20 protein-coding genes are annotated in these 18,841 nt (G+C 56.9%); 11 read left to right on the plus strand and 9 right to left on the minus strand.

The window, feature by feature from the left end; genetic code table 11:
- The 3 genes from ACR0IK_RS03085 (at position 1) to ACR0IK_RS03095 (ending at position 3,884) form a co-directional block, all read left to right on the plus strand.
- Positions 1–1,887, plus strand: coding sequence for an AMP-dependent synthetase/ligase (locus tag ACR0IK_RS03085; protein WP_480640414.1), 1,887 nt, complete (start codon positions 1–3; stop codon positions 1,885–1,887).
- A gap of 24 nt (positions 1,888–1,911) precedes the next feature.
- Entirely contained in the window at positions 1,912–3,072 is a 1,161-nt protein-coding gene (locus ACR0IK_RS03090) for an ABC transporter substrate-binding protein (protein ID WP_480640415.1), read from the plus strand.
- A 155-nt stretch (positions 3,073–3,227) separates the two neighbouring features.
- Positions 3,228–3,884, plus strand: a complete 657-nt coding sequence (locus ACR0IK_RS03095) for a YrbL family protein (RefSeq protein ID WP_480640416.1) — start codon at positions 3,228–3,230, stop codon at positions 3,882–3,884.
- A 90-nt stretch (positions 3,885–3,974) separates the two neighbouring features.
- Here the strand turns inward: ACR0IK_RS03095 and rpsI are convergent, their stop codons facing one another.
- Both rpsI and rplM read right to left on the minus strand, forming a co-directional pair.
- Positions 3,975–4,460 carry a 30S ribosomal protein S9 gene (rpsI, locus tag ACR0IK_RS03100; protein WP_480590939.1) on the minus strand — a complete coding sequence of 162 codons (486 nt, stop codon included), beginning with the start codon at positions 4,458–4,460 and terminating at the stop codon, positions 3,975–3,977.
- A gap of 5 nt (positions 4,461–4,465) precedes the next feature.
- Entirely contained in the window at positions 4,466–4,924 is a 459-nt protein-coding gene (gene rplM / locus ACR0IK_RS03105; protein WP_039536983.1) for a 50S ribosomal protein L13, read from the minus strand.
- A 237-nt stretch (positions 4,925–5,161) separates the two neighbouring features.
- On the opposite strand from rplM, the gene ACR0IK_RS03110 reads away from it, so the two are divergent.
- Positions 5,162–5,524, plus strand: a complete 363-nt coding sequence (locus ACR0IK_RS03110) for a nuclear transport factor 2 family protein (protein WP_480590938.1) — start codon at positions 5,162–5,164, stop codon at positions 5,522–5,524.
- A gap of 4 nt (positions 5,525–5,528) precedes the next feature.
- Here the strand turns inward: ACR0IK_RS03110 and ACR0IK_RS03115 are convergent, their stop codons facing one another.
- Positions 5,529–6,932, minus strand: coding sequence for an aminotransferase-like domain-containing protein (locus ACR0IK_RS03115; RefSeq protein ID WP_480640417.1), 1,404 nt, complete (start codon positions 6,930–6,932; stop codon positions 5,529–5,531).
- Between the two features lie 99 nt (positions 6,933–7,031).
- Here ACR0IK_RS03115 and ACR0IK_RS03120 point away from each other — a divergent pair, with 99 nt between their 5' ends.
- Positions 7,032–7,259 (plus strand): DUF1127 domain-containing protein, encoded by a 228-nt coding sequence (locus ACR0IK_RS03120; RefSeq protein ID WP_480640418.1) that lies wholly within the window; start codon positions 7,032–7,034, stop codon positions 7,257–7,259.
- A 57-nt stretch (positions 7,260–7,316) separates the two neighbouring features.
- Here ACR0IK_RS03120 and ACR0IK_RS03125 read toward each other — a convergent pair whose 3' ends face one another.
- Entirely contained in the window at positions 7,317–7,760 is a 444-nt protein-coding gene (locus tag ACR0IK_RS03125; protein ID WP_480590932.1) for a PaaI family thioesterase, read from the minus strand.
- Positions 7,761–7,818: 58 nt separating this feature from the next.
- Here ACR0IK_RS03125 and ACR0IK_RS03130 point away from each other — a divergent pair, with 58 nt between their 5' ends.
- The 4 genes from ACR0IK_RS03130 to gluQRS all read left to right on the plus strand — a co-directional run bounded on the left by ACR0IK_RS03130 (position 7,819) and on the right by gluQRS (position 11,738).
- Positions 7,819–8,604, plus strand: coding sequence for an enoyl-CoA hydratase (locus tag ACR0IK_RS03130; RefSeq protein WP_480590931.1), 786 nt, complete (start codon positions 7,819–7,821; stop codon positions 8,602–8,604).
- A gap of 251 nt (positions 8,605–8,855) precedes the next feature.
- On the plus strand, positions 8,856–10,196 hold the full coding sequence (gene trmFO, locus ACR0IK_RS03135) for a methylenetetrahydrofolate--tRNA-(uracil(54)-C(5))-methyltransferase (FADH(2)-oxidizing) TrmFO (protein WP_480640419.1): 1,341 nt from the start codon (positions 8,856–8,858) through the stop codon (positions 10,194–10,196).
- Positions 10,197–10,233: 37 nt separating this feature from the next.
- The gene (locus ACR0IK_RS03140; protein ID WP_480640420.1) at positions 10,234–10,848 is read left to right on the plus strand and encodes a class I SAM-dependent DNA methyltransferase; all 615 of its coding nucleotides are present in this window, start codon (positions 10,234–10,236) and stop codon (positions 10,846–10,848) included.
- The gene (gluQRS, locus tag ACR0IK_RS03145) at positions 10,845–11,738 is read left to right on the plus strand and encodes a tRNA glutamyl-Q(34) synthetase GluQRS (RefSeq protein ID WP_480590922.1); all 894 of its coding nucleotides are present in this window, start codon (positions 10,845–10,847) and stop codon (positions 11,736–11,738) included. Before ACR0IK_RS03140 ends, gluQRS begins: the two co-directional genes overlap by 4 nt.
- A gap of 5 nt (positions 11,739–11,743) precedes the next feature.
- Here the strand turns inward: gluQRS and hisI are convergent, their stop codons facing one another.
- Positions 11,744–12,133, minus strand: coding sequence for a phosphoribosyl-AMP cyclohydrolase (hisI, locus tag ACR0IK_RS03150; protein ID WP_480590920.1), 390 nt, complete (start codon positions 12,131–12,133; stop codon positions 11,744–11,746).
- A gap of 48 nt (positions 12,134–12,181) precedes the next feature.
- On the opposite strand from hisI, the gene ACR0IK_RS03155 reads away from it, so the two are divergent.
- Together ACR0IK_RS03155 and ACR0IK_RS03160 are read left to right on the plus strand one after the other, a co-directional pair.
- Positions 12,182–12,634, plus strand: coding sequence for an iron-sulfur cluster assembly scaffold protein (locus ACR0IK_RS03155; RefSeq protein ID WP_480590918.1), 453 nt, complete (start codon positions 12,182–12,184; stop codon positions 12,632–12,634).
- A 59-nt stretch (positions 12,635–12,693) separates the two neighbouring features.
- Positions 12,694–13,332: a MarC family protein gene (locus ACR0IK_RS03160; RefSeq protein ID WP_480590916.1), complete on the plus strand. Its 639-nt coding sequence runs from the start codon at positions 12,694–12,696 to the stop codon at positions 13,330–13,332.
- A gap of 185 nt (positions 13,333–13,517) precedes the next feature.
- Here the strand turns inward: ACR0IK_RS03160 and ACR0IK_RS03165 are convergent, their stop codons facing one another.
- The 4 genes from ACR0IK_RS03165 to ctrA form a co-directional block, all read right to left on the minus strand.
- Entirely contained in the window at positions 13,518–13,640 is a 123-nt protein-coding gene (locus ACR0IK_RS03165) for a hypothetical protein (protein WP_480590914.1), read from the minus strand.
- A gap of 112 nt (positions 13,641–13,752) precedes the next feature.
- On the minus strand, positions 13,753–15,843 hold the full coding sequence (gene recG / locus ACR0IK_RS03170; protein ID WP_480640421.1) for an ATP-dependent DNA helicase RecG: 2,091 nt from the start codon (positions 15,841–15,843) through the stop codon (positions 13,753–13,755).
- Positions 15,840–17,966 carry an NAD-dependent DNA ligase LigA gene (gene ligA, locus ACR0IK_RS03175; RefSeq protein WP_480640422.1) on the minus strand — a complete coding sequence of 709 codons (2,127 nt, stop codon included), beginning with the start codon at positions 17,964–17,966 and terminating at the stop codon, positions 15,840–15,842. The genes recG and ligA overlap by 4 nt, the downstream gene beginning before the upstream one ends.
- Before the next feature lie 119 nt (positions 17,967–18,085).
- On the minus strand, positions 18,086–18,802 hold the full coding sequence (ctrA, locus tag ACR0IK_RS03180) for a response regulator transcription factor CtrA (RefSeq protein ID WP_480590909.1): 717 nt from the start codon (positions 18,800–18,802) through the stop codon (positions 18,086–18,088).
- Positions 18,803–18,841 lie beyond the last annotated feature (39 nt).

The raw sequence follows: 18,841 nt of genomic DNA on the forward strand, positions 1-18,841 counted from the left end.
TTGAATATCAGCACCCTGCCCCCTCAGGCCAATATCAACGGCGTCTGGTTCAACGCCACCGCCGGTCAGCGTCCGGTGCATGTGGATGAGTGCACCACCATCACTCAACTGTTTCAGAAACGCTGCACCGCGCTGGCTGACCGCACCGCGCATCGCGAAAAAGACCTTGGGATTTGGAAGTCCTACTCATGGACTGACTATTGGCAACACGCCAAATGGATCGGTCTGGCCCTGCGCAAACTAGGTTTGAAACGCGGCGAGGTCGTTTCGATCCTGTCCGAAGACCGCAAGGAATGGGCGTGGTTCGACATGGGCATTCAGGCCGTCGGTGGTATCGCCTCGGGCGTCTACACAACAGACTCGTGCCACCAGTTGGAATACCTGATCAATGACAGCGACAGCCGCTTCCTGATCGTCGAAAACGAAGAGCAGCTGGACAAGTTTCTTGAGATCGAATCCGAGGTGCCCGGTCTGCGCAAAGTTGTCATACTTGAGGATGAGGGCCTGCACGACCTGACCCATCCCCGCTGCATGATGATCGACGATCTTTATAAGCTGGGCCAACAGGCCGAGGCCGATGATCCAACGCGGTTCGAGGCGGAACTTGCGCTGGCATCCCCCCAGGACACGGCCCTGCTGATTTACACCTCGGGCACCACCGGCAAGCCCAAGGGCGCCATGCTGAGCCACGAGAACATTCTGGCCGCCATTGAAAGCGGTGCCCGCGCCCTGCCCGCCTTTGAAACCGACGAACAACTGTGTTTCCTGCCGCTCTGTCATATCCTGGAACGTGCGGTTTCGATCTATTTCCCTCTGGCCGCGAAATGCGTCGTTAATTTCGCCGAAAGCCCCGAGACCGTTTTTGCCAACCTGCAAGAGGTCTCCCCCACCACCTTCGTTGCCGTGCCACGCGTGTGGGAGAAGATCTATTCCTACGTCCAGATCATGGCGCAGGACGCGACGCCAACGGGCCTTGCCGCGTATCAGATGGCGCTGAAGGCCGGGGTTGCGCGGGCTAAGTATCTGTGCGCGGGCCAATCCGTTCCGGTAGGCGTTTCGGCGCGGTTCTGGTTGTGGGATCGTCTTGTGCTGCGAAACCTGCGGCGAATGCTGGGGCTGGACAAAATTCGGCGGGGCGGTACCGGTGCGGCGCCGATCTCACCCGATTTACTGAAATGGTACTGGGCCATCGGCGTACCGTTGATCGAAGGGTTCGGGATGACCGAAACCTCGGGGCTGGGGACGATAAACAGCGTCGAGACCAACAAGATCGGCACTGTCGGGCAGGCCATCGCCAGCAATGACATCCGTATCTCGGACGACGGGGAAATTCAGCTGAAAGGTCTGAACATCTTTCAGGGTTATTGGCGCAACAATGCTAAAACAGCCGAGACCTTCACCGCCGATGGCTGGCTGCGGACCGGTGATTTGGGGCATATCGACGATCAGGGATATGTCACCATCACCGGGCGGCTTAAAGACGTCATCATCACCGCCGGCGGCAAGAACATCACTCCGGCCGAGATCGAAAGCCGGTTGAAGTTCAGTCCCTATATCTCGGACGCTGTGATCATCGGGGACGCCCGGAAATACTTAACCGCCCTGATCATGATTGATCAGGAAAACGTCGAGAAATACGCGCAGGATCAGAAAATCCCGTTCTCAAATTTCGCCTCGCTCTGCGCGGCACCCGAGGTCAAAGATCAGATCGGGGTCGAAGTCTCGGCGGTCAACAAAGAGTTCGCGCGCGTTGAGCAGATCAAGGATTTCCGCCTGATCGACGTTTTATTGACCGCTGATGATGACGAACTGACCGCGACGATGAAGCTGAAACGCAGCTTCGTGGAACAGAAGCACGCGCATCTTATTGAAGACATGTATAAATAATGAAATTCACAGGGAGGAGTAATCATGATCAATGGGATCAAAGGCTTGGCAGCCGCGACCGCTCTGGCGGTGTCCGCAACCGTGGCCAATGCCCAGACGCAGGGCGTCACGGATGATGAGATCGTCATCGGTTCGGTCAATGACCTGAGCGGTATTTTTGCCGCTGTTGGCGTTCCGGCAACCAAGGGCGCAAATGTGGTGTTTGATCGGGTTAACGCGGCCGGCGGCGTACACGGTCGCACCATCCGCTATGTGGTCGAGGACAACGGTTATCAGATGCCGCGCGCGATGCAGGGCTATAACAAGCTGCTGAACCGCGACAAGGTGTTCGCCATGCTGCAATCATTAGGCACCCCGATGAACCTTGCCGGGTTCAAGCTTCTGGATCCCAAGGGCATTCCGAACGTCGCCCCCCTGACGGCTTCAAGCTTGATGTTGCAGGAACCGATGAAAAACAAGTTCATCTCGTTTTCCACCTATTTCGACCAAAGCCGTATTGGCGTGAAATATCTGGCCGATCAGTTCGGCTCGCAAAACGTCTGCACCATGTATCTGCCGACGGATTTCGGCGAAGAAATTCTGGAAGGCAGCAAAGCCGGTGCCGAAGAGGCCGGCATCGCCTTTGTCGCTGAGACGACGCACAAACCGGATGAGACCGACTTTGTCGGCTCGTTGAGCAAACTCAGGGAAGAAGGCTGCGATATAGTCACGATAGCGCTGGGTGTGCGTCAGGCGATCACGGTTGTGGGCACGGCCAAAAAGATGGGCCTGACAGATATGAAGTTTCTTGGCACAGCTGCAAGTTTCCTGACTGTTGTGGCGCAGGTTCCGGGTGGTGTGACGGACGGGTTCTATGCGGCCGCCTCCTGGCAGGATTTATGGGCGCGTGCCGATGATCCCGCCCCGGCCGCGTTTATCGAGGAATACAAAGCCGCAACCGGCGAAGACCCCGTCGGGTTTTCCATGTTGGGCTACTCCTCCGCTGAAATGATGGTCAGGGCGTTGGAGGCCGCAGGCCCCGATCTGACTCATGAAAGCTTTATCGCGGCCATGGAAAGTCTGGACTATGACGACGAATTGGTTGGAAACCGCCTCACCTACGGTCCGGATGATCACCAGGGCGCGGATATTGTCTTTGTCAACGTGGTGGAAGGCGGGGCCTGGAAGTTGGTTTACGAGGAATAAGCCCCAGCACTCAAAGTCTTTTCCAGGAAACTGCGCCCGTCGATCCCCGGCGGGATTGCCAGTGCGTTCATGGCGCCTGTCCGAGCGTCGGCTCAGTTTACGCTGTCACAAAACTGTTATAATCAGGCAGCATGACAACCGCTGGAATAGAAAACATGTTGAAGCTCACCAATTGCGAAGTCATTGCGCAAGGGAACCGGCAGTTTGTTTACCAACATCCTGAGGCGCCGGATACGCTTCTGAAGATACCTCAGCCTGACACAATGGATGGTCGGGCCAATCTTGTGACGGACACGTGGTTTGATCGAACATTTCGTCGATCAACGGTTTTCAAAGGGTTCCTGCGCGAGTTTCACGAGTCATTTGACCTGATGGTTCGCTATCAAAACCGAGATGATCCTATTCCGGTTTGCGAGGTTCGTGGCGTCGTTCAAACGGATATGGGCCTTGCGCTTATGTATGAACGGATTTCCGAGCCGAACGGGCAGTTGTCACCCAGCCTGAAAGAACTGGCAAATAGTGGGCGCCTCACACGTGTGCATCTGACCGCACTGCACAAACACTTTGACCAGTTGATCGAGCAACAAGTTCTGATCAGCAACAAGAACACCGGTAACATTGTGTACCAGACGTTTCCTGACGGATCGGCACGATGGGTTTGGATAGACAGTTTCGGCTGCAAGCAGATCATTCCAGTGCGCCGCTGGTTTGGGTTCTTGAACAGACGCAAGATCAATCAGATCAGGGAAAGGTTCATCAGTGTTGCCGAGACGGCGTTGAACAAAATGTCGGCTGAGAAAACCGAGGCATAGGAGCTTTATTATCATAGGTCGTCGTTTGACCCGACAAAGCAAAACGGCCGCAATTTCTTGCGACCGTTTGAAATTCGTATTCCGCAGCGATTAACGCTTCGAGAACTGGAACGAACGACGCGCTTTGCGCTTACCGTATTTCTTACGTTCCACAACGCGGCTGTCGCGGGTCAGGAAGCCAGCAGCTTTCAGCGCGCCGCGCAATGACGGATCGTACAGCTGCAGAGCTTTCGAGATGCCGTGCTTGACCGCACCGGCCTGACCGGTCAGGCCACCGCCTTTGACGGTTGCAACAACGTCGAACTCACCTTCTACGCCGGCAACCTGAAACGGCTGGCGCAGGATCAGCTGCAGAACGGGACGCGCGAAATACTTGTCCTGATCCTTGCCGTTCACGGTGACCTTGCCGGAACCCGGCTTGATCCAAACGCGGGCAACAGCGTCTTTACGCTTGCCGGTGGCATAGGAGCGACCCAGCTCGTCACGTACGGGTTCACGCACGATGACTTCTTCGGCCACGGCTTCAACGCCTGCGACGGCGCTCAGCTCTTCGAGAGTATTGATCTGATCAGCCATGGTCATTAGCTCCGGGTGTTTTTCTTGTTCATGGACTTAACGTCCAGAACTTCGGGCGCTTGCGCCTCATGGGGATGCTCGGCACCGGCGTAGACGCGCAGGTTGGTCATCTGCTGGCGTGCCAGACGGTTGCCCGGCAGCATGCGCTTGACCGCTTGGGTCACGACGCGCTCGGGGTGTGCGCCCTCGAGGATCTGCTGCTTGGTGCGCGACTTGATGCCGCCCGGGTGGCCGGTGTGCCAGTAGAAGTTCTCTTCGCGCTTCTTGCCGGTCATCTGGATTTTGTCAGCGTTGATCACGATGACGTTGTCGCCCATGTCCATGTTCGGGGTGAACGACGCTTTGTGCTTGCCACGCAGACGCATGGCGACGATCGAAGCAAGACGGCCCAGAACAACGCCCTCGGCGTCGATCAGGATCCATTTCTTGTCGATGTCTGCAGGTGTTGCAGAAAAGGTTTTCATGGCAGGATAGTCCTGTTTGATGTGAAAGACCGCCCAAAGACAGAGCGGCCCGAATTCGATGGAGCGTATTTAGAGGGGAGTGCTGCGCAGGTCAACAACAGTAATGTCTTTTAAATCGTGTAATTTCAACGACTTAAAAAATGGGTATTATTTTACCCCAACTATATGGGCCTTTACCCCTGCCCTGCCTTACCCGCTATAGTGATAGAGCAAACCGACTAAGGGAGCGCGGACAATATGGAGTGGCAAAAAACCATCGCTGATTACGGTGCATCCTGGCAAGAAACGGACCCGGATAAGCGCCTCATGCTTTTGGCGAAGTGCTTTGCTGAAAATGGTCGCTATGTCGACCCGACCGCAAATGTGAGTGGCCGCGCGAACCTGTGCGATCATATAGGTGAGGTTCTTCAAAGCTCAGGTGGTCGCGTTGAGTTAACGAGCAAACCCTCCAATCACCACGATGTTGTCCACTTCACGTGGCACATGATCGGTCCGGACGGTAGAATCTTTGTGTCAGGCCACGATTTTGTTCAATTGGATGTCGACGGTAAAATCGCTTACTTGGCGGGTTTCTTTGGCGACCCTGCCCCATTAAATTGAAGGATCAAACGCTGATCTGTTCAGGCGGATTGTCCAGCAGTCGCCGCAACCGCTGCATCGCGTCCTCGAATCGTTCCAGTGACACATGTCCATTCATCGCAATGCGCACTGCGTTTGGCGCCCGCCCGTCCCGCAGGGCAAATTCATCAGCGGACCTGAGTTGTATTCCTTCCCTCTCAGCCGCGCGTGTGAACGAACCAGCGCGCCAGCCGGACGGAAGGTTGAGCCAGACAAAGGGCACATCGGGCGCCCAGTTGAGGTCAAACCCACCCAGCGCATTCACCGCCACTCGGACATAGTCGCCCATCCGAACACGCACATCCCTGGCGATCTGAAGAGTCCGGGGATCGGACAGCAGTAACCGGGTGAGTTCAGCCAGCGGCTGCGCCAGACCGAAGTAACCGTATTCAGCCGAACGCCGCAGATCGACGCTTCTCTCTCGGGGCGCGATGGCAAATCCGACGCGCAGTGACGGTGTCAGGATTTTCGAGATCGAGGACACATGCCACCCCCGTTCAGGGGCCAGAGCCCGATAGCTGGGCTCACGCGCGTCACCCATGCGATAGCAGTCGTCCTCGATGATCTGCAGGTCAAAGCGCCGGGCGACCTCAACAACCTCTTTCCGGCGTTCAAGCGGCGTGTGTGAACCTGTCGGATTCTGTACTTCAGGCGAAACACAAACCGCTTGCGCCGCAGTTTGGCGCAACAAATTCTCCATTGCCTTGGGGTCGATCCCCCATTTGTCCATTTTCACACCAATCACGTCGGCGCGCATCAGTTCACCAGCGCGGCGGAATCCGGCGTAAGACAGGTCTTCGACCAACACCACGGGCTTAGGCCCACGCAGAATGGTTTGAAACACAAGGCAAAGACCATTTTGCCCGCCATGAGTCAGTACAATGTCGTCATGGGTCAGCGCACCCAACGGCAGATCCGACAGCCATTCGACGACTGCCTGCCGCATGGGCTGATATGCATCGCGGGTCGGATAGTTCAGAAACAAGCCCGGATCGGCTTGTGACACCTTCTGCAAACACTCCCGGATCAGAGACACCTGCCCCATATCCGCCAAACGCGGGCTGAAAAGGCTGACATTGGCGTTGTATTTGTCATCCCGCAGATGCAGTTGTCTGGCCCACACGTCATCCAAAATTGGGGATTTCGGTGGGGCAACAAATGTACCACGCCCGACCTCGGCTTGTAACAATCCCTCATCGGTCAGAATCGTATAAGCCCTTGCGACAGTGCCCGGCGTAATTTGTAGTCGATACGCCGGTTCCCGTACCGGAGGTAGCTTCGTGCCGACCTCGAGAAGCTTGTTATCAATGGCTTTTCGGATTGTGTCGGCAACCAGAGTGTACTTCGGACCCTTGGATTTCGGCAGCGCCTCTGGCCAAATTGTATCCATTACAATTCTTCCTTTGATTTTGACACAATCCTGAATGTATCAATCGCATATACCGAACATACATGCTTTGTGTCAATACAATTTGAAAGGATACCTACTATGACACGCGCAATGCACAACCCCGCCCTCATGCTGCTGAACGACAGTCCCCGGCTGCCGCTGATCGCCGCGCTGGCCGTGCGGTTTGCGGCGACAGTGACAAAGTGGGAACGCCAACGCCGCAGCCGTGTTAATTTGTCCAATCTGGATGACAGGCTTCTGAAAGATGTCGGCCTGACAAAATACCAGGCCCGCAATGAGTATACCCGCTACTTCTGGCAGGAGTGAAAATTCCCCAGTCCCTTGACGGGACCTCTTCCTGGCCGGGCTCTGCCCGGCCCTTTTTTACCCAAAAGCCGCAGCCGCAGACCCCTCGGGTGGAAGCGAGTAGGTCATGGTCGCCCGGGCCACTGGTTTGTCAGACCCATCCGAGAACATCAGAACATCTCCGACCGCCAGACTGCGCCCAAGTTTCAGCAAGCGGCAATGAGCTATCAAATCCTTACCGCCCTCGGGTTTGCGCAGAAAGTCTAACGAGCTGTTTGTAGTCACCGCCAGTGATTGTCGTCCCTTGCGGGCCAGAACCAACGCATAGACGCTAACATCGGCCAATCCGAACATGGACGGCCCGGACACGGTTCCACCGGGGCGCAGATGCCTGTCTTCGACAACCAGTCGCATGACAATCGAATCTTCTTCCAATTCTTCGACGACAAAATCCCGATGCACCTGCGGAAAGATCTGTTTCATGTAATCCATCAGATCTTTCCGGCCCATTACCAACGCCATGCTTCCCCTCCTCGACTTGCCGACCTAGAGTTGGCCCGACATCAGATCGGAGGGCAAGATGGCAATTCTGGAACGTAACGACACAGACGCGGTCGCGACCCTTAAAATGAACGCGCCCGAGCGCCTGAATGCCTTGAGTGATGAAATGCTGGCCGCGCTACAGGCCGAGTTTGACGCCTTGCGGGATGACAGGTCGATTCGCGCCGTGATCCTGTCTGGGGAAGGCAAAGCGTTTTGCGCGGGTCACGACCTGAAACAGATGACGGCCGGGCGTCAGTCCGAAGATGGTGGCAAGGCCTATTTCCAGGACCTGTTTGCCCGATGCGCGCAGATGATGCTGTCGATCCAGTCTCTGCCCCAACCTGTCATCGCGCAGGTCCATGGTATCGCGACTGCTGCGGGGTGCCAGTTGGTCGCTACTTGCGATCTGGCTGTTGCCGCTGAGGGCACTCGATTTGGAGTCAACGGAGTTAACATCGGACTGTTCTGCTCCACTCCAATGGTTGCGCTCAGCCGGAACATCCCACGCAAGCGCGCGTTCGAGATGCTGACGACCGGCGACTTCATCTCGGCCGAAAAAGCGGTTGAGCTGGGGCTGATCAATCGTGTGGTGCCTGAAATGTTGCTGGAACACGAAACGGCAACCCTTGCCGGTCAGCTTGCGGACAAGCTGGGATCAGCCGTGAAGATCGGCAAGCAGGCTTTCTACAAGCAGTTGGATATGTCGATTGAGGAGGCCTACGCCTATACCGGCGAGGTAATGGCACAGAATATGCTGCACCGGGATACCGAAGAAGGGATATCTGCATTTATCGAAAAAAGACCGCCAAATTGGCATCAATAAGGCGATTGTTGCCAACATTTTTAAAGACTGTCCTCATTTTTGCACTTTCCAAAAAGGCGACACTGTGGCAAAGCTGGGTCAGAGCATATGCTCTGGAGACACTTTTGGGTCGCCGTGGGCGGAAGGTCCCTCCAAGCTGGTTTCTCTCACCGGCGTCGACATTCCCGCAGCGGTGACCCCAAAATCCCCCTAATTCACAAACGATACGCCTCGTGTTGCGTTGAGCGGTGCTGTGCCCTATGTGGCAGCGCATGACACAGAATTTGCATATCGTGGGCGGCGGCATGGCCGGGTCCGAGGCCGCGTGGCAGGCGGCGGAAATGGGCGTGGATGTTGTGATCCACGAAATGCGGCCCAAAGTGGGCACGTTTGCGCACCAGACCGGCAACCTGGCCGAGATGGTGTGTTCGAACTCGTTCCGATCGGACGACGACGAACAGAATGCAGTAGGCCTGCTGCATTGGGAGATGCGCCAAGCCAACGGTTTGATCATGACGACGGCGGACGCGCACCGTCTGCCCGCTGGTGGCGCGTTGGCCGTGGACCGCGATCCTTTTGCTGAAGCGGTCACCGAGAAACTGCGCGCCCATCCCCGGGTTGAGGTCACGGGCGAAGAGGTGACCTCCCTGCCCGATGATGGCCATTGGCTTTTTGCCACCGGCCCCCTGACCTCGGCCACGCTGGGTGAGGCTATTAGGATCGAGACCGGCGCCGAGTCGCTGGCTTTTTTTGATGCCATCGCTCCCATCGTTTATGCCGACAGTATCGATATGAGCAAAGCGTGGATGCAGTCACGCTATGACAAGGGCGAAACCGAAGAAGAACGCACTGCCTATCTGAATTGTCCCATGGACCGCGATCAGTATGAGGCGTTCATCGACGCCCTGCTGGCCGCCGACAAGTCCGAGTTTCACGACGGCGAAACTGCTGGGTATTTCGATGGCTGCCTGCCGATCGAAGTGATGTCGGAACGGGGGCGCGAAACCCTGCGCCATGGCCCGATGAAACCCGTTGGCCTGACCAACCCGCACCAGCCAAACGTGAAACCTCATGCTGTGGTACAGCTGCGCCGGGATAACGCCCTTGGCACGCTGTTCAACATCGTGGGCTTTCAGACCAAGATGAAATACGGCGCGCAGACCGAAGTGTTCCGCATGATCCCAGGCCTTGAGAACGCCAGTTTTGCACGTCTGGGCGGCATCCACCGTAACACGTTCATCAATTCGCCCACGCTGCTGGATGCGCAGATGCGCCTGAAATCCAAGCCGAACATCCGTTTCGCTGGGCAGATCACCGGCGTTGAGGGCTATGTCGAAAGCGCCGCCATGGGGCTTCTGGCCGGTCGTCTGGCCGCGGCTGAAATACTGGGCCGATCCCTGCCCGAAGTCCCGCAGGACAGCGCCATGGGGGCCTTGATCCACCACATCACCGGCGGGGCCGAGGCCAAGACCTTCCAACCAATGAACGTCAATTTCGGCCTGTTCCGCCCTGTGGACGGTCTGAAGGGAGGGCGCCGAGGCCGCAAGGATCGTTACAAGGCCTATACCGATCGGGCCAAGGCCGAATGGACAAACTGGCTGAGGCATTGCTGACTGGACGCACCCCTGCCTGAAGTCCTAACATCGGTATATGAGCGACAATAAAATCAAAGAAAGCTACGGTTTAGATACTCCCGAGGCATCGCGGGCTCATTACCAGAAATGGGCTTCCTCCTATGATGCCGAAGTCGGTGCACACGGCTACGCGACCCCCGGACGCGTGGCCGAGGCGCTCTGGTCCAAGATGCCCGAACCTCAAACACCTGTATTGGACTATGGATGTGGCACCGGCCTGTCGGGTGAAGCCCTGCACGCCGCCGGTTTTCAGGTGATTGACGGGATAGACCCAACCCCCAAAATGCTGGAAGGAGCCGAGGCCAAGGGAATCTATCGCAAGCTTTCCTCTTTCGAGATCACGGACCCGAACCCATTGGAGGAAGGTGCCTACAAGGCGATTGCCGCCATTGGCGCCATCAGTGTTGGCACAGCACCGCCCGAGGTGTTTGATATGCTGATGCGCGCCCTGCCCAGAAATGGTCTGCTGGCTTTTTCCTTTAACGATCATACGCTTGCGGATAAGTCCTATACTGTTAGGCTGAATGACTGGCTGGATATGGGGGCCGCGCGACTTCTGTTCCGGGAATATGGTCCCCATCTGCCCGGCATGGACTTGAAATCTGACGTATATGTTGTTGAAAAAGCGTGATTTTTAAAACCCGATTTGCGCCATCTCCTACTGGCCCCCTGCATTTGGGCCATGCCTATTCGGCATTACTGGCTCATGATCTTGCAATGGCTGAGAACGGACAGTTCCTGCTGAGGATCGAGGATATCGACCGTTCGCGTTCGCGGCTCCATTGGGAAGATCAGATCTTTGACGACTTGCAATGGCTGGGCCTTCAGTGGCCTAAACCAGTAATGCGGCAATCTGATCGTATGGCCTCGTACGACAAGGTGTTGGACGATCTGTGGGCGCGCGGGTTGCTCTACCCGTGCACTTGCAACCGCAAAGATATCGTAGCCGCCGCCAGCGCGCCGCAGGAAGGCGCGCCTTTGCATGGGCCGGACGGGATCATCTACCCTGGTACGTGCCGAGAAAAATGGAAAAATACCGCAACGGACAGCCCGCGACCCAAGGATGTTCCGTTACGTCTACACATGGCTGCGGCTGGCAGGTTGCTTCTGAGTTCGGGGAATACAGGCGCAATAGTTGGATCATTTCAGGAAACCGGCATGGGGCCGGACGGCGAAACCGGGCCCATTGGTTTTACGCTGGAAGAACTGACAGAAACCATCGGCGATGTCGTATTGTCCCGGCGCGATATGGGCACGTCCTACCATCTGTCCGTGGTATTGGATGACGCCGCGCAGGGCATCACCGATGTCATACGCGGTCGGGACCTGTTTGAGGCGACACGTATTCATGTTGTATTGCAGGCCCTGCTTGGATTGCCGACACCGCGCTACCTCCATCACCGGTTGATCCGGGACGACGCAGGTAAGCGTCTGGCAAAACGTGATGATGCGCGGGCAATCTCGAAATACCGGGCCGAGGGCGCCTCACCAGCAGATATCCGGGCAATGGTCGGGCTGTAACCAGGTCACTTGATCGGTGACATCAACTCAACCTCGGCCCCTTCACGAACGGCAGTGTAGAAACACGAGCGGCGGTTGGTGTGGCACGCGGCACCGGTTTGACGCACCAGAACCAGCAAGCAATCGCGGTCACAATCAAAGCGGAAATCTACCAGCTGCTGCACATGGCCCGAAGTTTCACCTTTAATCCAGAACGACTGGCGGGACCGCGACCAATAGGTGACGCGCCCGGTTTCCAGCGTTTTCTCAACAGCTTGGGCGTTCATCCAGGCCATCATCAATACCTCGCCCGAGCCTTCATCCTGAGCGATGGCAGGGATCAGACCGGACTCGTCATATTTCAGTTTGGTCGGGTCAAATGTTACAGTAGAGGACATGAGAAAAACCTTTTGCATCCCGGTGGATGCTCACTATGTATGGGGAACAGACAACGAGGGAAAGCCATGTCCGGCGAGAACGATCTGATAAAGCTCTATTCCGGCCGCATTCTGGCGCTGGCCGCGGATATTCCGCATCTGGACCGTCTCGACAACCCTGATGCCACCGTGAAAAAGCGCTCGCCCCTTTGCGGGTCGACTGTGACCGTGGATGTGAAGATGCAGGACGGAAAGGTCTCAGATTACGGGCAGGATGTGAAAGCCTGCGCGCTGGGTCAGGCCTCGGCTGCAGTTGTCGGCGGTGCCATTATCGGCGCAACACGGGCGCAGGTGGAAACCGCGCGTGATCAATTGTCGGCCATGCTGAAAAAAGACGGGACGGCACCCGACGCCCCTTTTGACGGGCTCGAAGTTCTGATTCCTGCGCGTGATTATAAGAACCGTCATGCCTCGATCCTGCTTGCACTTGAGGCCACGGCCGAAGCCATGGAGCAGGCCGAACAGGCCAATTGCGCCTGAACGTGGCTTTCTGAGGCAAACCTGTCTAACCTCAGCCGAACTTTTGGGGAGTGTCTGGTTTGAACAATTTGCTTGAGCATTTCGTTACCCTGTGGGTTGTTATCGACCCCATCGGAACAATCCCCGTCTTCATCGCGGTCACGGCAACTCTGACCGCATCCGCCCGTCGCAAAACGGCACTTCTTGCTGCTCTGGTCAGCGCTGGGGTGCTGTTGTTCTTCCTTGTTTTCGGACAATTGCTTATCGAAGCACTGGATATCGGTCTGAATTCTTTTCAGGTTGCGGGCGGCATCATTCTCTTTCTTTTCGCGCTGACGATGATTTTTGGCGAAAGCAAACAGGTCGTGGAACAACACGAGGCCGAAGAAGAACTCGAAAGGCCGTCGCAACGCCCCAATCCGGCTATATTTCCTCTGGCAGTTCCCTCCCTTGCCTCACCTGGGGCGATGTTGGCCATTGTCATCCTGACCGACAACAATCGGTACAGTGCCGCAGATCAGGGCATTACGGCCTTGGTGATGTTGTCTGTGGTGCTGATCGCCTTTGTTCTGATGCTGCTGGCGGACCCGATCATCCGCCTTATTCGATATTCGGGTGCTGCCATCATCAGCCGTGTCATGGGGATGATCCTGGCTTCGGTCGCGGTCAATTCCGTGCTGTCGGCGATGATTGAGATCATCAAAACGGGCGAACTATAAGAAAAAACCGCCGCACCTTCCGGGCGGAAAGGGCGGCGGCAGGTTGTGCGTGTCTCGCGTGGGGTCCGGATAGCCGCGCGGGGCCGAGGCAGGCCCCTCAAGGGAAATGGGACAGGCAGGTCACCCTTGACTGAAATGGGTATGACAGAGCGGTATGATCGGCACGAGATCGCAGGCAGAAAGGGTCAGAACGTTCCGGGAAGGTGAAGGGCAACCATCAGCATCACCACCAAAGATACGGCGCCCGCAGCATCTTGCAAAATCGTCGACTGCGAGCGGCTCAGGGCGGTCTTGATCTGGTTCAGCATGGTCTCACCTCCGGTCAAAGCTTTAATCCTTTGTTGACCTTTTGTTCTCATATTTCGGTGAGTCGGTAAAGAACTTTTTGAGAACATTTGTGAACTTACAAGAACAGAATTCCTAACCCACTGAAATCAAACGTATTGCCTGATCCTGTTTCATCAGCCACAAAAGAACGCGCGCCGCCTGGCCTCGGTCCGAGTTCAGTTGCGGGTCAGCTGAAAGCAGCGCACGGGCGTCCGTTTGGGCGACGGCCATCAATCCGGCCTGACGTTCAAGGTCCGCGATCCGGAATTTCGGCAGACCGGACTGCGCCGTGCCGATCAGATCACCCGCACCGCGCATTTGCAGGTCGGTTTCCGAGATTATGAACCCGTCTTCGGTTTCGCGCAGAACCTCAAGTCGTTTCCGCCCACCTTCGCTGAGCGGCGGTTGATACATCAGCAGACAGGTGGAATCCGCCTCGCCACGCCCTACTCGACCACGGAGCTGGTGCAGTTGCGCCAGCCCGAAAATCTCGGCCCGTTCGATCACCATGATTGAGGCATTGGGAACGTTGACCCCGACCTCGATCACGGTCGTGGCGACCAAGACCTTGGTTTGCCCCTCCTGAAACGCTTTCATTGCCGCATCTTTGTCGGCCGAGGGCATCTGGCCGTGCACAAGACCGACCGTTCCTTCGCCCAGAATCGCGCGCAAGCGTTTAAACCGTTCCTCAGCAGCCGTCAGATCTGACACCTCGGATTCATCGACCAGCGGACAGACCCAATAGCACTGGCGCCCTTCGGCAATGGCGCGGCGCAGATGGGACACGACCTCATCCATACGTTCGGTGCTGACAATGGCCGTTTTGATAGGCTTTCGCCCGGGCGGTTTTTCATCCAGCACCGAGACATCCATATCGCCGTATTGTGCCAGCGCCAGACTGCGCGGGATCGGCGTGGCCGTCATCACCAAGACATCCGCGCCCTTCCCTTTTTCCGACAACTCCATCCGCTGCCGGACACCAAACCGGTGCTGTTCATCAACGATGGCAAGGCGGAGCGCCCTGAATTCCACATCGCTTTGAAAGACGGCATGGGTGCCGACCAGAATGTGAATATCGCCGTTCTTCAATGCCGCCAGTTTGGCGCGTCTTTCAGCGCCCTTGTCGCGACCGGTGAGAATGTCCAGAACAACTCCGGCCTCCTCGGCCAAAGGCCTCAGGCCTTCCAGGTGCTGCCGGGCCAGAATCTCGGTCGGGGCCATCATGACACCCTGTCCGCCTGCTTCGACTGCAACAAGCAGCGCCATGAACGCCACCAGAGTTTTTCCCGCGCCCACGTCCCCCTGCAACAACCGGTTCATCCGCGCGTCCGCGCCCATGTCGGCAGCGATTTCATCAATCGCCCGTAATTGCGCACCGGTAGGCTTGTAAGGAAGGCTGGCCAGGACCTTCGCCTGCAACGTTCCTGTTCCGACGCTGACAATGCCCCGGACTTTCCGCTCACGTTGACGCGCCAGCGCCAGCGTCAGTTGGTGCGCAAAGAGTTCATCATAAGCCAGTCGCTCCCGTGCGGGCGCATGAGCCGCAACATCATCCGCCCCCTGTGGGTTATGCGCAGCCAAAATGGACACCGACCAGCCCGGCCAATCTTGTTTCGTTACCAGAGCCGGGTCTATCCATTCCTCCAATTCCGGCGCACGCTCCAAGGCGCTGCGCGTAGCTTTGTATGCCGTTTTTTGCGTGATCCCCTGTGTCAGATGATACACCGGTTCAAAGTCCGGAATGTCCTGAGCCTCTTCGGGTGGCAGCATGTGATCCGGGTGGACCATCTGCGCCATGCCATCGAACAGTTCCAGCTTGCCCGAAATCACACGCCGTGATCCCTCAGGCAAGACCCGCTTAAGATAGTCTCCGCGTGCATGGAAGAACACCAGCTGAAAATCGGCCTGACTGTCCTCGACATGCACCCGATACGCACCGCCCTTGTTGCGTGGCGGTCGGTGAACCCCAACCGTCACCTCAACCGTCAATGTCCTGGGCAGGTCGGCACCCTGAATGGTGTCGCGGCGTCTGCGGTCGATAACGGCGTAAGGCAGGCTGAACAAAACGTCCCGCGGCGACTCCGTTCCCGCCTGCGTTAAAACCTGAGCCGTTTTCGGCCCTACACCGTCCAGCGTTTCCAAACCCGCGAACAGCGGGAATAACTGTTCAGGTCGACCGCTCATGAGGTTCCGATCAGCTGCAGCCAGCCATCCTCATCCAGCGTTTCAATCCCCAGCTCAGCAGCCTTTTTCGCCTTGGACCCCGCCCCGGGTCCAGCCACCAGAATATCGGTTTTTTTGCTGACCGAGCCTGAAACCTTGGCCCCTAACGCCTCGGCGCGGGCCTTGGCTTCGGCACGGGTCATCTTTTCCAGCGTACCGGTGAATACAACAGACTTGCCTGCGACCGGACTTCCGGTGGTGTCCGGGCGTTTGGCCTCCTGCACGTCCAGTTGTTCGACAAGCGCATCGATGCTGGCGCGTTCGGCCTCTTGCGCAAAGGCGGACACGAGGGCGCGTGCCATGACTTCACCAACACCGTCGACACTCAGCAAATCTTCCCATTCGGCCCCCTCGAAACTTGCTGCGGCGGTCACGGCGGTTTCAAAATCCGACCACGCGCCATAGTGGGTTGCGATCAGGTTCGATGCGGCCTCACCCATGTGCCGGATGCCCAAAGCAAACAGCAGCCGTCCAAACGGTATACTGCGCTTTTCATCAATCGCGCTCCACAGGTTGCTGGCGCTCTGCGCACCCCATCCCTTGCGATTGGCCAACTTGTTCAGGTTCGCAGCATCACGCGCCTGTAAGGTGAAAATATCGACCGGTGTTCTGACCGGCAAGTCAGGGTCGTCATAGAACATCTCGATCTGCTTTGCCCCCAAGCCTTCGATATCGAAAGCCTTGCGCGAAACAAAATGCTTCAGCTTTTCAACAGCCTGCGCTGGACAGATCACACCCCCGGTACAGCGCCGGACAGCATCGCCTTCCTCGCGCACAGCATCGCTGTTGCATTCGGGACAGGTCGTGGGAAAATCGAAAGGCTCAGCCCCTTCGGGGCGCTTTGAAATATCCACATCGGCCAGTTTCGGGATCACGTCACCGGCACGATAAACCTGCACCCAGTCACCGACGCGGATGTCCTTACCGTCACGGATCGTACCGCCCTTGGCATCGCGACCCGCGATATAATCCTCGTTGTGTAGCGTGGCATTCGATACGACTACGCCGCCCACAGTCACCGGATGCAGCCGGGCAACCGGGCTGAGCGCACCGGTCCGGCCCACCTGAATGTCGATCGCTTCAAGCCGGGTCCAGGCCAACTCGGCGGGAAACTTATGCGCGATCGCCCAGCGAGGCGTCGTGGACCGAAACCCAAGACGTGCCTGCAGCGACAGATCGTTCACCTTGTAAACAACACCGTCGATGTCATAGCCGAGAGTAGACCGCTGAGCCTCAATATCCCGATAATGCGCCAACATCTGCCCGACGTCTTCACAAAGCCGGGTCAGCGGGTTGGTAGAAAACCCAAAAGCGCGCAACCTATCAATCGCACCCATTTGGGTGTCGGACAATGGCTCAGACAATTCGCCCCACGCATAGGCAAAGAACCGTAGCGGTCGCATGCGCGTAACCGCTGAATCCAATTGCCTCAGCGAACCCGCAGCTGCGTTTCGCGGGTTGGCAAAGGGCTTTTCACCAGCCTCTTCTTGCCGCGCGTTCAGCTTTTCGAAGTCTTCATGAGACATATAGACCTCACCACGCGCTTCAAGCACTTCTGGTGCATCAGCTATGGTTTGCGGAATGTCAGAAATCGTCCGGGCATTGGCGGTGACGTTTTCTCCGACCTCTCCATCCCCGCGGGTGGCGGCCTGAACCAGTTGCCCGTTCTCATAGCGTAATGACAGTGACAAACCGTCAATCTTAGGCTCGGCAGTGAAGGGCAAAGGCTGTGTTACTGCCAGTCCCAGGTACTTTCGGATTGAGCGGTCAAAATCCTGAACGTCTTCGTCGTCAAACGCATTGCCCAGCGACATCATGCGCACGGCGTGGGTAACTTTGGAGAACCCGTCAGCCGGTCGCGCACCCACCTGATCCGAAGGGCTGTCGGTCCGTTTCAGCTGCGGAAAACGCGTCTCGATCTCGGCGTTTCGGCGTTTGAGCGCATCGTATTCGGCATCGGAAATCTCTGGCGCGTCTTTGGCGTGATACAGTGTATTCGCCCGCGCAAGCTGTTCCGCAAGCTGCGCCAATTCCGCCCGCGCGGCGTCCTCAGTCAGATCAGATACCGGAATCAATTTGCTCATGGCCTCGCCCTGTCACTTATTCTTGGACCTCAGTGATAGGGCGAGGTCATGGTCAGGTCCAGACGTGCTGTTCAGTGAGTGAAGGAGGTCGCCCCGGACCACAGGCGACCGTGTTCAAATCAGGCGCCGACGACCATCCGAGTTTCGTCCAGGCCGTTGCTTTGCGGATCGCGCAAGACATACCCCCTGCCCCAAACGGTTTCGATATAGTTATCGCCACCGGTCGCGTTGCTGAGCTTTTTGCGCAGTTTGCAGATGAATACGTCGATAATCTTCAATTCGGGTTCATCCATGCCGCCGTATAGGTGGTTGAGGAACATTTCTTTGGTCAGCGTGGTGCCCTTGCGCAGGCTCAACAGCTCGAGCATCTGGTATTCCTTGCCGGTTAGATGAACGGCCTTGCCCTCCACTTCAACCGTTTTGGCATCCAGGTTCACAGCCACTTGTCCCGTCTGGATAATGGACTGGGAATGCCCTTTCGATCGCCGAATGATGGCGTGAATACGGGCCACTAGTTCCTCGCGATGGAAAGGCTTGGTCATATAATCATCCGCGCCGAAACCGAAACCCTTGATCTTGCTTTCAGTATCATCCGCGCCCGACAGGATCAGGATTGGCGTTTCCACCCGCGCAATACGCAACTGGCGCAGCACTTCATGTCCGTTCATGTCCGGCAGGTTCAGATCCAGCAAGATCAGATCGTAATCATAGAGCTTCGCCAGATCGATACCTTCCTCGCCGAGGTCCGTTGCATAGACGTTGAGGTTGGCGTGCGTCAGCATCAGTTCGATGCTTTTCGACGTGGTCGGATCATCCTCGACAAGAAGTATACGCATTTACTGCTCCAATTCGGGTCAATTTACCAATTTCAAATT

This window comes from Ruegeria sp. BF7, from assembly GCF_056538605.1.

Bases quoted from the DNA above. Each gene is read 5' to 3' on its own strand.
- ACR0IK_RS03090 (WP_480640415.1), top strand. From the start codon at position 1,912: ATGATCAATGGGATCAAAGGCTTGGCAGCCGCGACCGCTCTGGCGGTG.
- ACR0IK_RS03095 (WP_480640416.1), top strand. From the start codon at position 3,228: ATGTTGAAGCTCACCAATTGCGAAGTCATTGCGCAAGGGAACCGGCAG.
- rpsI (WP_480590939.1), bottom strand. From the start codon at position 4,460: ATGGCTGATCAGATCAATACTCTCGAAGAGCTGAGCGCCGTCGCAGGC.
- rplM (WP_039536983.1), bottom strand. From the start codon at position 4,924: ATGAAAACCTTTTCTGCAACACCTGCAGACATCGACAAGAAATGGATC.
- ACR0IK_RS03110 (WP_480590938.1), top strand. From the start codon at position 5,162: ATGGAGTGGCAAAAAACCATCGCTGATTACGGTGCATCCTGGCAAGAA.
- ACR0IK_RS03115 (WP_480640417.1), bottom strand. From the start codon at position 6,932: ATGGATACAATTTGGCCAGAGGCGCTGCCGAAATCCAAGGGTCCGAAG.
- ACR0IK_RS03120 (WP_480640418.1), top strand. From the start codon at position 7,032: ATGACACGCGCAATGCACAACCCCGCCCTCATGCTGCTGAACGACAGT.
- ACR0IK_RS03125 (WP_480590932.1), bottom strand. From the start codon at position 7,760: ATGGCGTTGGTAATGGGCCGGAAAGATCTGATGGATTACATGAAACAG.
- ACR0IK_RS03130 (WP_480590931.1), top strand. From the start codon at position 7,819: ATGGCAATTCTGGAACGTAACGACACAGACGCGGTCGCGACCCTTAAA.
- trmFO (WP_480640419.1), top strand. From the start codon at position 8,856: ATGACACAGAATTTGCATATCGTGGGCGGCGGCATGGCCGGGTCCGAG.
- ACR0IK_RS03140 (WP_480640420.1), top strand. From the start codon at position 10,234: ATGAGCGACAATAAAATCAAAGAAAGCTACGGTTTAGATACTCCCGAG.
- hisI (WP_480590920.1), bottom strand. From the start codon at position 12,133: ATGCAAAAGGTTTTTCTCATGTCCTCTACTGTAACATTTGACCCGACC.
- ACR0IK_RS03155 (WP_480590918.1), top strand. From the start codon at position 12,182: ATGTCCGGCGAGAACGATCTGATAAAGCTCTATTCCGGCCGCATTCTG.
- ACR0IK_RS03165 (WP_480590914.1), bottom strand. From the start codon at position 13,640: ATGCTGAACCAGATCAAGACCGCCCTGAGCCGCTCGCAGTCGACGATT.
- recG (WP_480640421.1), bottom strand. From the start codon at position 15,843: ATGAGCGGTCGACCTGAACAGTTATTCCCGCTGTTCGCGGGTTTGGAA.
- ligA (WP_480640422.1), bottom strand. From the start codon at position 17,966: ATGAGCAAATTGATTCCGGTATCTGATCTGACTGAGGACGCCGCGCGG.
- ctrA (WP_480590909.1), bottom strand. From the start codon at position 18,802: ATGCGTATACTTCTTGTCGAGGATGATCCGACCACGTCGAAAAGCATC.